A 13422-nucleotide genomic window follows, 5' to 3' on the forward strand; every position below is an offset into this window, starting at 1 on the left:
CGCCGGTTCAGGGCCGGCCGGCTGTCTGATGAAGATAGGCGGCAGGAAAAGAGAAACCTTGTGGATGCGTTCAGAACCAGCTCTCGAGCGTCTTCTGCCCGGCCTTCACCGAGAACCCTTCGAGTGCCTTGTCCACCCGCTCTTCCGAGAAGTCGTAACCATCGCAGAGCATCTTTTTGATCCCTTCAGCATCAGGATGGCCTGCGGCAACCGAGTATTCCGTTGTGACCGGTGGCTTTAAGAACATCTCCATCACCGGTGCCGGGTCGAAGTCCGGCTGTTTTTCTTTGAGTTTTGCCGCGAATTCCCCCTTCTGCACGATCTTCAGGCCGGTCTTTGCACCAACGCCTTCAACGCCCGGGTTGAAGTCCGTCCCCACGAGGATTCCGATCTCGATCAACTGTTCGCGGGTGAGCTTCAGCCCTGCAAGCGTTTCAGCAAGTACGATGCGTTCCGGATTCACCGTGATCTGCCGGCCCCGGATCTTCCGCTTGCCCGATACCGTCAGGTTGCGGACAAGAGTCGGGGCGCCGAAGAGGAGCGTGTCGTAGTCCTGCGAGATGACGTACAGGCAATCGCCCCTCGCCACCATGAACGCGGCCTGCGCCTCTCCCTCGCCCGGTGCCTGCACCACCGGGATTCCCATGAGCCCGAGGAGTTCCCTGGATGTTCTGATGATCGTGTCGTCGACCCGTGTCGATGACCGCGCCTGCTTGTATGCCTCGGCTTCGTCCCCGCGTTCAACTGCTTCCCGCCACTTCTCCCCGGCTGTATCGCGGAGCTTACGGCGCTCTTCGATCGTTGCCTGCTTCAGCTGCGTGGGCTTCCCGTCGAAGACAAAGACCGGCTTGATCCCCTTTGCCATGAAGTTCGAGATCCGGAAGAGGATACCGGAGAGGTGGGAGGTGACCCTTCCTTGGCGGTCCATCAGGGGCGTGCCGTCCGGCTGCCGGATGATGGTGAGGAACTGGTACAGGGTGTTGTTGGCGTCCACTGCCGCTATGCCCGGCAGGGCCTCCCAGCTGACCGGTGTCTTATAGTCCGCGATGATATCCCGTAGTGCAACGCCCATTCGTTCTCAGCCCCGGGGGTCCAATTACCGGTATGCCCGACGCGAGAGCTCGGCTACGTGCTCGTCGAGGTGGGTGATGGCCATGTCGTACTTCTCCACCATGCGGGTGGAGATCTCCTCGAGGTTCGTCCGCAGCATCCGCTCACGGGTGATCACGCTCTCTTCGAGCCTGCGCATCTTGACTTCGAGCGAGAGGAAGAGCCCCCCGATCGAGAGCATCATCAGGGCTGCCGCGACCGCGATGATCAGGTCCTGCCAGAACCGGAGAATGAGGACGAGGGTCGATACGACCATCACGACCGTGAGCAGGATATCGGGTAAGTACTCGCGTATCTCCATGCTTTTAACATGATGAGAGCGCACTAATTAATCTAACTAAACCGGTGCCGTCATCCGGCACGGAGATTGTTCAATGGAGACAAAGAACCTCGCCCCCCTGATCGCAATGCCGCTCCTGCTCCTTGCCGTGGAGATCGGAGCCGTCCTCCTCTCGCTCCCCGTCCAGGCCTCGGGCATCGTGGCCTTCGAGAACCCGGAAGACCTGGCAAACCCGGTCTGGTTCATCGGCATCCTGCTTGTCTTCACGGCATTCCTTCTTGTCCTGATCAAGTATGATATGAAGCGGGTCATCGCGGCGGTTATCGGGATCTCCATCTTCCTGACGTTCTGCTACATCTTTGCGGCGGTCACGTTCGCGGCGATGGGTGAGACCGACCCGGCAATGGTCATTGCGTTCATCCTTGCCATCCTGGCCACGATCCTGTTATACAAATTCCCGGAATGGTACGTCATCGATGGCCTTGGTGTCCTTATCGGGGCCGGGGTGGCAGCGATCTTCGGGGCCTCGCTGGAGATCCTCCCGGTCCTCATCCTTCTCGTCCTGCTCGCAGCCTACGACGCGATCTCCGTGTACAAAACCAAGCATATGATCACGCTGGCCGAAGGTGTCATCGACCAGAAAACGCCCATTCTCTTTGTCATCCCCAAGCGGAAAGACTACTCGTTCATCAAAGAAGGGATTGGCAAGCTTGCCGATGGTGGCGAGCGGGCAGCGTTCATCATTGGCATGGGCGACATGATCATGCCCGCGATCCTCGTGGTCTCGGCCAATGTTTTCCTGAAAGGCTCACGGCTGGGCGGGCTTATCAATCTCCCGGCGCTTGGGGCAATTCTTGGTTCGGTCGCGGGTCTTGTCGTGCTCCTGTACTTTGTCATGTCCGGGAAGCCGCAGGCCGGGCTGCCGCCGATTTGTGGTGGGACGATCATCGGATTTTTGATTGGGTGGTCGGCGGTAGGGTTTGCGTAAAGGAGAATCAGGTGAATCTTGGGATCTCTGTAATCCACATGAGACCGCTTGATTAGTCCGGACATCTCGTGATTTGGAAATTTGTAGAGATTTGACGCTCTTGGGGCTCCGCCCTGCCGCGTGGGCACCCCCCTGAGGCGATGATGCCGTATTACCTGTCCCCTCGTATCAGCGGGATATCCCGTACAGGTAATACCGAGGCATCCTCAGCGCCCCCGAGTCGAAGATGGTGAAACCCTCTTCTCCTGCTTCAGGTCTGACGACCTTCAGCACCCCCATGGGGACAGGGCTGGCGCAAGGGGGGGCCATTATTTTATGTAAATGAGCATTTCCCATTCCAGAACCGGTTCCGTTGACCCCTCTTCTCCCGTCCCCGTCACAAAGGGTTTTTACTCATCCTTCCCAGTATGATCCCATGGAGAGCCTGTTTACCTCACCTGAATTCCAGATGAGCCTGCTCCTCTTCGTTGCGCTCGGCGGATATCTCATCGCATCGCGGATCAACCAGTCGGCCGTCATCGGCCTCATCCTGGTCGGCCTCCTCGTGGGCCCGAGCGTTCTTGGGTGGATCACCTATACGGACTTTGTCCGCAGCCTCGCCCATCTCGGGGCTGTGATCCTGCTCTTTGTCATCGGCTTCGAGTTCAACATGAAGGACATCCTCCACCCGCGGAACTTTGCCATTGCCGCTGTCGGTGTCATCGTGCCGTGGATTGGCGGCTGGTGGCTTGCCGTCCTCTTCGGGTTTGACTCGGCCAGCGCCATCTTCGTCGGGACTGCGTGCACGGCAACGAGCATTGCGATCACCGCGAATGTCTTGAAGGAACTGGGCAAGCTCCAGACGGAAGCCGCCAAAGCGATCATCGGGGCTGCAGTCATTGATGATGTTCTTGCCCTGCTGGTACTTGCGATCAGCACGGACGTGGTTGGTGGATCGTTCTCTTATCTCGGCATCGCGGTCGTCACGGTCAAGGCGGTAGCGTTTATCGTTCTCGCGGGAGCATTCGGCCTGCTCGTGATCAGCAAATTCCTCGTGCGGCTCGATGCGACACCGTTTGTCCGGAAATACCCTGAGTTTATCTTCATCTTTGCGATGATGCTCGCGTTCCTGTATGCCATGTTTGCCGAACTGGTCGGGCTCTCGGCCATTGTCGGGGCGTTCATTGCCGGCGTCTCGTTCAAGGACGTGGAACTCCACCAGAGCCACAGCCTCAAGGAAGGGGCGGAGTACCTCCAGATCATCTTTGCCTCGATCTTCTTTGTCTCGCTCGGCATCATCGCCGACCTTCACCAGGTCACACCGGAGATCGTCATCTTCCTCGCAGCCCTGACCCTTGTTGCGATCCTGACCAAGGTGATCGGCTGCGGGATCCCGGCAAAGCTCGGCGGGCTCTGCGGCAAGGACTCGCTCATCGTGGGATTTGGTATGGCTCCCCGGGGGGAGGTGGCGATGATCGTTGCGCTCATCGGACTCGAAGCCGGGATCATCGGGCAGGGCGTTTACGTGGCACTTGTTTTGATGAGCCTGCTCACGACCATCATCACGCCCATCGTGTACCGCAACTGGTTCTACAAGGGAGAGTACTGCACGTATGATGACAAGGGGGCAGGCATTGGTGAGGGGAGATAGCGGGCAACCGATATCGTCTCCTTTTAACAACGGTACGGAAACGGAATGATGCACTTATTCCCGTTCGCCAACACGGAATCTGCCGGCGGAGAGGTAGCTGAAGTGTCATCATCCTGCCATCTGACATTGCCTTAAATAACGGGACAACCATCTAACAATCAGGAGCAGGAAACATGTTTGAGAACGTTCTGCTGCCAACGGATTTTTCCCCGGACTCGCAGAAGGTGCTTGAGTACGTCAGGGACATTCCGGGGGTAAAAAAGGTCATCCTCCTTCACGTGGTCGATGCCACTCGGGCGTCGCTACGGGGATGGGAGCATGACCCGAAGATCGAGAACGCGAAGATCCTGATCAAAGAGAACCAGAGGATGCTGGAACAGGCCGGGCTCGTGGCGGACATAAAAATCGAGACCCTCGTGAACACGATTACCCGGGGGAACATCCCGCTCACCATTCTTGAGAAGGCAGAGCGGGAGAAGACAGACCTCATCGTCATGGGTGCACGCGGCAGGAACACGATAGAGAGTATCCTCCTTGGCAGCGTGTCGGCAAACGTCACCCGTCATGCAAAGATGCCGGTCCTCCTCATGCGCTTTCCGCCGGAGTCCTGTTCCATGGGCAGCCGTCCGAGCCTGTTCTCCCGCATTCTTGTGCCGCTCGACTTCTCGGAACCGTCACGCGATGCACTCGCCTGCCTTGCCCGTATCCCGGCACAAAGGAAGGTCACGCTTCTCCACGTGGTAGACAAGGGCGAATCCAGAGAAGAGATCCAGGCAGCGGTCGGGGCTGCAAAGGAGAACCTGGCAGGAATTGCACACGAGCTTGCGGGCAGGGGACGTGAAGCGGAGCCGGTGGTCCACATCGGCTATCCCCCCGACGAGATTACGGCAACTGCCGACCGGCTTTCTGCAACGCTCATCCTGATGAGCCCGAAGGGCGAGGGCTGGATGCGGGAACTCCGTGCGCTCATCATCGGCAGCACAACGAGCGCGGTCGTGCGGCGGGCGCATCGGCCGGTCCTGATCACGGCAGGGTGCAGCGGAGAATGACGCCCTATCCCCCCAGTATCCAGCCATGTGTTTGCGCAGCAAATATTCCGCAGGAAAGATCACCGGGTAGGACCTCGTGCGGGGATAAACCCGGCTTCTCTCCCCTTCTCTCTCTTTTGGGAATTGCAAAAAGGGTTTAAAGGATAGGGTCCATAAAAAAACGTTTACTGAGTAGTGCAATCAGGTACGTTTCATTCCTGTTCATCATCGTTTAGATATTTCTGCACTGCTCGCCCCTGTCCTCAAACGGACAGAGAAAACCTCCGGAACCGAGGTGATACTAGTGAATCCCAGATACATTACTACTGTAGACGAGCTCGACAACCGTGTCGGGCTTGCCCCCAAGGAGAGAGAGACGATGGAGACCGTGACGGACACGTTCCCGTTCCGCACGAACGATTACTACCTCTCCTTAATCGACTGGAAGAACCGTCACGACCCCCTCAGGAGGATTGTGATCCCCGATGCATCCGAACTTACCGGCTGCGGGTCAAGCGACCCCTCGTGCGAACGGGACTTTACCCGGAAACCCGGTCTCCAGCACAAGTATGACCAGACCGGCCTTCTTCTCCTCACCGATGTGTGTGGCGGTATCTGCCGCTTCTGTTTCCGGAAACGCCTCTTCATGTCCTGCGAGCGCGAAACGGTAAAGGACATCTCCGGCTCCCTCGACTATATCCGCGAGCATAAGGAGATCACCAACATCCTCTTAAGCGGGGGCGACCCCCTCATGCTGGAGACGAAGAGGCTTGAAGGTGTCCTCCGCGAGCTCCGCGAGATCCCCCACGTCAATATCATCCGGATCGGGAGCAAGCTGCTCGCGTACAACCCGTACCGGATCCTCAATGACCCGGCACTCCTGTCGGTCCTCTCGCGTTACAGCACGGCGGAGAAGCGGATCTACGTAATGGCGCACTTCAACCACCCCCGCGAGCTCACCGAAGTCTCGATGCAGGCAGCCGATGCGTTAAGGAAGGCCGGTGTTGCCGTTGTCAACCAGACCCCCATCCTTCACGGGATCAACAACGACCCGGATACACTCACCGCACTCTTCCGCAAGGTCTCCTTTGCCGGCATCTCCCCGTATTACGTCTTCCAGTGCCGGCCCTCCCTCGGGAACCAGATCTTCCAGGTGCCGGTCGAGCAGTCCTACGAGATCCTCCAGAAGTCCTGGCAGGCCTGCTCGGGGCTTGCAAAGCGGGCCCGGTTCGTCATGTCGCACGCAACCGGCAAGATTGAATTTGTCGGGAAGACCGCCGGGCATGTCTTCATGCGGTACCACCAGGCCGCCGACCCGGCAAACATCGGGAAATTCATGGTCTTTAAGGCAAACCCCGTGGCACGGTGGTTTGACGATTACCGGCATGCACTGACCGATTATACACCACGGAAGATGTGGCTCTTCTGACAGGGTGACGCAGGACCGTACGAAATGCCGGAACGAATGATCCGGCCCGGCCCGTTGGCGTTCCCACCCGTACCGGTATACCATAAGGGCCGGGCAGGAGACCATATGCATTTAAACCGGCCAAAAGAGAGTATGATCGAAAGGACGCGGAAAGGAACGGGGAAGAGTCGTGAAGAGAAACTTAGTATTCTTTAAAAAATGGGAGACCTCCTGAGATGCTTGAAAATATCATCTTCGCTGCTATCACGATTGTTGTCGGGTTCGTCATCGCGGGCATTGCCTGGGGCATCATCTGGTGGCTGAAGAAGAAAGCCGAACAGACAACCACCCACCTGGACGATATCATCCTGAATGCGGTGGGCACCCCCCTTGTCATCTGGATCGTCCTCATCTCGATCTATATTGCGCTGACCCAGTACGACATTGTCCCGTCAACCCTGGGCAGGTTCAGCACCGGCCAGATCATCAACGCGGTCTTCATCCTCCTTGCTGCTTGGGCAGTCTCGGTCTTCCTCTCCAACCTTATCAGGACGTACGGCACCCTGCTTGCGGAACGGACGGAAGCCGACCTTGACCGGATCATCCAGATCCTCCTCATCATCGTAAAATATGTCATCTGGTTTGTCGTTTTCCTCATCCTGTTGCACACCTTCGAGATCGATATCACCGCGCTGCTTGCCGCTGCCGGGATTGCCGGGATAGCCGTTGCTCTTGCCGCACAGGACATCATCGGCAACTTCTTTGCCGGCATTGTCATTGCCTTCGACAAGCCCTTCCGGCTGGGTGACCGGGTCCGGATCGACACGTTCTTTGGCGATGTCGTGCGCCTTGGCGCCCGGAGCACCCGGATCCGGACTATGGACAGCCAGATCGTGACCATCCCCAACACCACGGTCACCTCGAATGTCGTGACCAACTATTCCATGCCCGATACCACCCTGAAAGTCCGGATCCCGTTCTCCGTTGCTTACGGGACGGATATGGACAAGGTCACGGAGATACTCCTCTCCATTGCGAGGGACGCTGTGGAGAAGACCCCGTGGGTCCTTTCCGAGCCGGCTCCCGCGGTCTTTCTCCGCGAATTCGGGGAATCCGCACTCAACGGGCAGCTTACTCTCTGGATCAACGACTTCAGCCTCCAGTGGGAGACCGAAGACTGGATCAACCGGGAGATCCTCAGCCGGTTCCAGAGAGAAGGCATCGAGATGCCGTTCCGGCAGATCGATATCCGGGTGCGGGAGACAAAAGAATAGGGGGATACAACGCGAATGACCGGAAACAACGGGTCCGGCGGGATGGGGAGGCAGTCCCCGCCAGGTACGGCCGGGTAGGGCGAACGAAGACTATGATAGCGATCGAATACGTCCTTGCCGGTGCCGCAGTCCTTATCCTGTTCAGCATCATCGCGAACAAGGTCTCGGGGAGGCTCGGCCTTCCCGCCCTCCTGATCTTCATTTTTGTCGGCATGCTTGCCGGTTCCGAAGGCCCCGGCGGGATCTACTTCGACGACCCGTTTATAGCACAGAGCATCGGCGTTGTCGGTCTTGCCCTCATCCTCTTCTCGGGAGGTCTCGATACGCGGTGGACGGAAGTACGACCCGTCCTGTACAAGGGCCTCATGCTCTCGACAGTCGGCGTTGCCCTCACGGCCCTGGTTGTCTGCGCTGCAGCGATCTTCCTGCTGGGTTTCTCCCCGCTCGAAGGGTTCCTGCTGGGTGCGATCGTCTCGTCAACCGATGCAGCAGCGGTCTTCTCCATCCTGCGTTCGCGCCGGGCAAGTCTCAAGGGCGACCTGCGCCCGCTCCTCGAGTTCGAATCGGGCAGCAACGATCCCATGGCAATCCTCCTGACCATCGGGGCCATCACGCTCCTGATGCAGCCTGGTACCTCGTTCTTCTCGCTGGTGCCTCTCTTCGTGCAGCAGATGGCGGTCGGGGGCCTCCTCGGGTACGGCATGGGGAAGGGTGCAGCCTGGCTGATCAATGCCGTAAAGGTGGAGTACGAAGGACTCTACGCGGTCCTGACCCTCGCCTCGGCTCTGCTCATCTATGGCCTGACAACAATTGTAGGTGGCAACGGGTTCCTTGCCGCATACATTGCCGGGCTCGTCATCGGCAACAGTGCCATTGTCCACCGGAAAAGCCTGATCCGGTTCCACGAGGGTATCGGATGGCTGATGCAGATCACCCTCTTCCTCACGCTCGGGCTCTTTGTCTTCCCCTCCGAGCTCCTGCCCGTGCTCGTTCCCGGTATCATCATTTCCATCGTCCTGATCTTCGTGGCCCGGCCGATTGCGGTATACCTTTCGCTCCTCCCGTGGAAGATGAAGAAGAACGAGAAACTGATGATCTCGTGGGTGGGGCTCCGCGGCGCAGCTCCCATCGTGCTTGCCACGTTCCCGCTCATTGCCGGCGTGCCGCAGGCCCAGGTCTTCTTCAACCTGGTCTTCTTCATGGTGATCGCATCCGCGCTCCTCCACGGGACATCGATCCCGTTCGTGGCAAAGCACCTGGGGCTCGCCGCTCCCCTCCCCGGGAGGTCGCGGTTCGGGCTGGAACTGGATTCCCCGGAGGATTCCCGGAACGAACTCTTCGAGCTCGTTGTCCCCCATGGTTCCCCGGCCTCCGGAAAGCAGATCGTGAACCTCGGTCTGCCGGCCGGTACCCTGATCATCCTGATCGCAAAGGGCAGCGAGCAGTTCTCGCCCCGCGGGGCAACGGTGCTCGAAGACGGGGACACCCTCCTCATCCTCACGACACCGGATGCAGCGCAGGCGGTCCGCCGCATCATCACGGGGGAGACGGAGATGGAACCGGATGAGCCCGAACCGCCGGAAGGGGGATGGCCCTGGGGCTCCGGGTTCACGTGGGGGACGACAAAACCTCCGGAAAATGAACGGGGGAGACTATGAGCGCACAGACAAAGGAACGCTGGTCGTCGCACGCAGTCTTCATCCTTGCCGCCATTGGTGCCGCCGTGGGGATCGGCAACATCTGGCGGTTCCCGGCCATGCTGGGGGAAAACGGCGGGGGAGCCTACCTTGTCCCCTACCTCATCGCAGTCTTTGTCTTCGGCCTGCCGCTGATGATCCTCGAGATCACGATGGGCCGGCATTTCCGGGGAACGGTTGTGAGTGCATTCAGGGGAGTCCGGCCCGAATTCCGCATCATCGGGTGGCTCGTCTGCGCAATCATCTTCCTGATCCTGAGTTACTACCTTGTCATCACCGGCTGGACGATCGCGTATACCCTGTTCTCTGCAACAGGGAGTGCAGGGACGTTTGCCACGTTCACCGGATCGTACCTGCCCGTCATCTTTGCGGTCATTGCGGTCCTCCTGACCGGGCTCGTGGTTGCCGCCGGGGTGAAGAACGGGATCGAGCGCGTCTCGGTGACCATGGTCCCCCTGATTGTCATCATCCTTGGAGTCATGGTCCTCTACTGCACCACACTCTCCGGGTTCGGGGAGGGCATCGGGTTCCTCTTCACCCCGGACTTCTCCGTCCTTCTTCATGCCGATGTCTGGGTCGCTGCTTTCGGGCAGGCATTCTTTTCCCTCTCGGTAGGCGAGGGCATCCTCCTGACCTACGGTGCGTACCTGGCAAAGGAGGAGGATATCCCCCGTTCGTCCCTCGTCATCACCTGCACCGATGTCTCGGTCTCGCTCCTTGCGGCACTGGTCATCTTCCCGATCGTCTTCTCGTTCGGTCTCTCCCCCTCCGCGGGCACGGAACTTGCCTTCACGACCCTCCCCCTTGCATTCTCCCTGATGCCGGCAGGGCAGGTGGTCGCCGTGGCCTTCTTTGTCGTCCTCTTCTTTGCCGCATTCACCTCGGCAGTCTCCATGCTGGAGGTCTCCGTTGCGTCGGTACAGGAAGCAACCGCATGGACGCGCAGGAGAACCACGGCTGTACTGACCGGCGTCCTTCTCGTGGTGAGCATCATACCGGCACTGAGTTTCAGCACAGTACAGCTCTCTCTTGGCGGTATCCCCGTGCTCGACCTCATGGACGAGACAATCGGCACGATCGGGCTCCACCTTTCTGCTGCCATCATGGCGATAGCCTTCACCTGGTTTTTGCCGCGGGAAATCTTCGTGTCCGAAACAAAACAATCGTTCCTGATGAGCCGGGTTGTCTTCCCGCTCTGCAAGTACGTCATCCCGGCTGCGCTTCTCGTCACCATTGGCGTGCACCTTGTTTCGGGGTTCGAGTTCCCGGATGCAACCTATATTGCCGGGGCCCATTACCTGAATGCATGGATCCAGACGGGTGGGCTTGCAACGTTCATTGCCGGGTCACTTGTTATCATCCTGATCATCGACAAGATCCGCAGGTGATCGCGGGTATGAGGGGCTGAATGACACTGCGGAGGGGTGCCGGGACTGGCTGGCTGGAGAGGAATGGTGGTCCCGGAATCGGGGTCAGATGATGTTCAGGACCGTGTGGAGGACAAGCCAGGCCAGGATGATGAGTGCAACCCCTCCGGTGATCAGCTGGAGGAGACGGACGGCATCAATCCCTCCGGGAGTGTCGCTGGTCTCCCCGCCGGCACCATGCCCGCCATGGACCTGGTCTTCAGGCTCGTCATGCCCGGCTTTTTTTCTGCCGTGTTTCATGACAGATGATACCATTGAAGCATTTATCTCCTTTCTCTAGTGGACGGACCGGGATGCCTGGCCGGGCCGGGAAGGACCGGCCGGCCATGGCGATCGTACCCTTGCGGGAACGTGCCCTGCCGTCCCGAAAAAAGGGATACACATAAACCCGATGGCGGCCCATCATTTTTATCATCTGGTGATGAGGTCCACCATCAATCGCCCGGATCCGGGCTGATGACTTCTTGTTTTGATGGAGATGATGTCCGCACAGCGGTGGTAACAGACCGTCGGAACACCCGCGGAAAATCGAAGTATAGCGAGGTATATCATGGCGCAACAACTCGGGGGACAACCCATTATTATCGTAAAAGAAGGAACTACCCGGAACCGGGGAGAGGAAGCCCAGAACAGCAACTTTGCAGCGGCAAAGGCCGTTGCAGCAGCAGTCCGCTCAACGCTCGGCCCCAAAGGGATGGACAAGATGCTCATCGATGGCATCGGGGACATCACGATCACGAACGACGGGGTGACGATCTTAAAAGAGATGGACATCGAGCACCCGGCAGCAAAGATGATCGTGGAAGTGGCCAAGACCCAGGACGACGAAGTCGGTGATGGGACAACGTCCTCGGTTGTCATTGCCGGCGAACTGCTGAAAAGCGCCGAAGGGCTGGTTGTCCAGGGCGTCCACCCGACCGTGATCACGGAAGGGTACCAGATGGCCGCGGAGAAGGCGCTTTCAATCCTCGATGGCATCGCCGTCACCGTGAAGCCGACCGACACAGCGATGCTGAAGAAGATCTCCATTACTGCCCTGAGTGGCAAGAACGCGGAAGTACGGAAGGACCTGCTCAGCGATATCATCGTGAAGGCGGTAACGTCCGTCACCGACGCCGATGGAAAAGCCGACCTTGCCCACATCAATGTCACGAAAAAGGTCGGTGGCTCAGCTGATGACACAACCCTCATCGAAGGGATGGCCATCGACAAGGAACGGGTCCACCCGGCCATGCCCAAGTCAGTGACCGATGCAAAGATCCTGATCCTCAACGCGGCGCTGGAGTTCAAGAAGACCGAGGTGAACGCGAAGATCAACATCTCCACCCCCGGGCAGGCCGCAGCATTCCTCGATGAGGAGGAGCACATGGTGCGTGCCATGGTGGACAAGGTGGTCAAGAGTGGCGCAACTGTCCTCTTCTGCCAGAAAGGGATTGACGATCTTGCCCAGCACTACCTGGCAAAGGCCGGCATCTTTGCCGTCCGCCGTGTCAAGAAGAGTGACAGCGAGAACCTGGCCCGGGCAACCGGGGCAAACCTCGTGACGAGCCTTGATGCCATCACCAAAAATGACCTCGGGTCAGCCGGCCTCGTTGAGGAGAAGAAGGTCTCGGGCGACGACATGATCTATGTCTCGAAGTGCAAGAACCCGAAAGCGGTCTCGATCGTTGTCCGGGGCGGCACGGTGCATGTTGTCGATGAACTCGAGCGGGCCATTCACGATGCCCTGATGGTGGTCTCGGTTGTTGTCGAAGGGAAGAAGGTCGTTGCCGGTGGTGGAGCCCCCGAGGTCGAGCTCTCGCTCCGGCTCCGCGAGCATGCCGCAACGGTCGGTGGCCGGGCCCAGCTCGCCATCGAAGCGTTTGCCGCATCGGTGGAGATCATCCCGCGGACCCTTGCCGAGAATGCCGGTGTTGACGCAATCAACATCCTTGTTGCGCTGCGCTCGGCTCACCAGGCCGGGAAGAAAACGGTGGGGCTTGATGCCGATGCCAAGAAACCGGCTGACATGCTGAAGGCGGGCGTTGTCGAGCCGCTCCGCGTGAAGACGCAGGCCATCTCCAGTGCGACGGAGGCAGCCGTCATGATCCTCCGCATCGACGATATCATCGCAGCCCAGAAATCCGCCGGGCCGGCCGGAGGGATGCCTCCCGGTGGCATGGGCGGTATGGGTGGCATGCCCCCGGGTATGGGCGGGTACTAACCAGCCAATCTTTTTTTCTTTGAAAGCGGGTGTTACCCGGGTACCTCTTCTCAGTCTCTCTCTGCCTGAAAACTACCTCTTTGATTTGGGCTTATTTTTCGGATCGGAGCCCATTTTGAAAAACAGGTTTTTGGGAAATCGCGTTTTTTGGCGAATTACAGGGTGCGGATTTGGAACGGATGGTGAATTGGTGTTATTTTCTACAGTTGGGGGTCATTTCAGGCTCCAAAAATTGCTTAATCGGTGCCTTTTGGATGAGCGATTACTGCCCCAAGGGCAGTAAGCGCTGGAGAATGTTGAAGATCATCAGAATTGAGATAGGAGAAAAACGAAGTTTTCGATGGAGCACCGTGAGGTGCTCTTCGACCCGCGCGAGG

The 13422-nt window shown here is 58.6% G+C and carries 11 protein-coding genes and 1 riboswitch; of the genes, 8 read left to right on the plus strand and 3 right to left on the minus strand.

Annotated elements, in window-relative coordinates:
- Nucleotides 1–70: 70 nt before the first annotated feature.
- Both fen and METFOR_RS03585 read right to left on the minus strand, forming a co-directional pair.
- Nucleotides 71–1072 carry a flap endonuclease-1 gene (gene fen / locus METFOR_RS03580; RefSeq protein ID WP_015284736.1) on the minus strand — a complete coding sequence of 334 codons (1002 nt, stop codon included), beginning with the start codon at nucleotides 1070–1072 and terminating at the stop codon, nucleotides 71–73.
- A gap of 24 nt (nucleotides 1073–1096) precedes the next feature.
- Complete coding sequence (locus METFOR_RS03585) at nucleotides 1097–1411, minus strand: hypothetical protein (RefSeq protein WP_015284737.1); 315 nt, start codon at nucleotides 1409–1411, stop codon at nucleotides 1097–1099.
- 73 nt (nucleotides 1412–1484) lie between these two features.
- Here METFOR_RS03585 and METFOR_RS03590 point away from each other — a divergent pair, with 73 nt between their 5' ends.
- From METFOR_RS03590 to METFOR_RS03620, 7 genes are all read left to right on the plus strand, one after another.
- Nucleotides 1485–2378, plus strand: a complete 894-nt coding sequence (locus tag METFOR_RS03590) for a presenilin family intramembrane aspartyl protease PSH (RefSeq protein WP_015284738.1) — start codon at nucleotides 1485–1487, stop codon at nucleotides 2376–2378.
- Between the two features lie 415 nt (nucleotides 2379–2793).
- Nucleotides 2794–4008: a cation:proton antiporter gene (locus METFOR_RS03595; RefSeq protein ID WP_015284739.1), complete on the plus strand. Its 1215-nt coding sequence runs from the start codon at nucleotides 2794–2796 to the stop codon at nucleotides 4006–4008.
- 173 nt (nucleotides 4009–4181) lie between these two features.
- Nucleotides 4182–5057 carry a universal stress protein gene (locus tag METFOR_RS03600; protein ID WP_015284740.1) on the plus strand — a complete coding sequence of 292 codons (876 nt, stop codon included), beginning with the start codon at nucleotides 4182–4184 and terminating at the stop codon, nucleotides 5055–5057.
- 283 nt (nucleotides 5058–5340) lie between these two features.
- Nucleotides 5341–6465: a KamA family radical SAM protein gene (locus tag METFOR_RS03605; RefSeq protein ID WP_015284741.1), complete on the plus strand. Its 1125-nt coding sequence runs from the start codon at nucleotides 5341–5343 to the stop codon at nucleotides 6463–6465.
- Nucleotides 6466–6680: 215 nt separating this feature from the next.
- Complete coding sequence (locus METFOR_RS03610) at nucleotides 6681–7718, plus strand: mechanosensitive ion channel family protein (protein ID WP_015284742.1); 1038 nt, start codon at nucleotides 6681–6683, stop codon at nucleotides 7716–7718.
- A 92-nt stretch (nucleotides 7719–7810) separates the two neighbouring features.
- Entirely contained in the window at nucleotides 7811–9376 is a 1566-nt protein-coding gene (locus METFOR_RS03615; RefSeq protein WP_015284743.1) for a potassium/proton antiporter, read from the plus strand.
- Nucleotides 9373–10803 (plus strand): sodium-dependent transporter, encoded by a 1431-nt coding sequence (locus METFOR_RS03620; protein WP_015284744.1) that lies wholly within the window; start codon nucleotides 9373–9375, stop codon nucleotides 10801–10803. Before METFOR_RS03615 ends, METFOR_RS03620 begins: the two co-directional genes overlap by 4 nt.
- 84 nt (nucleotides 10804–10887) lie before the next feature.
- Here METFOR_RS03620 and METFOR_RS03625 read toward each other — a convergent pair whose 3' ends face one another.
- Nucleotides 10888–11082 (minus strand): hypothetical protein, encoded by a 195-nt coding sequence (locus METFOR_RS03625; RefSeq protein ID WP_148277585.1) that lies wholly within the window; start codon nucleotides 11080–11082, stop codon nucleotides 10888–10890.
- Between the two features lie 168 nt (nucleotides 11083–11250).
- Nucleotides 11251–11315: riboswitch (Fluoride riboswitch) on the plus strand.
- Between the two features lie 77 nt (nucleotides 11316–11392).
- Here METFOR_RS03625 and thsA point away from each other — a divergent pair.
- Nucleotides 11393–13045, plus strand: a complete 1653-nt coding sequence (thsA, locus tag METFOR_RS03630; RefSeq protein ID WP_015284746.1) for a thermosome subunit alpha — start codon at nucleotides 11393–11395, stop codon at nucleotides 13043–13045.
- Nucleotides 13046–13422 lie beyond the last annotated feature (377 nt).

Source organism: Methanoregula formicica SMSP, from assembly GCF_000327485.1.
Classification (GTDB): domain Archaea; phylum Halobacteriota; class Methanomicrobia; order Methanomicrobiales; family Methanospirillaceae; genus Methanoregula; species Methanoregula formicica.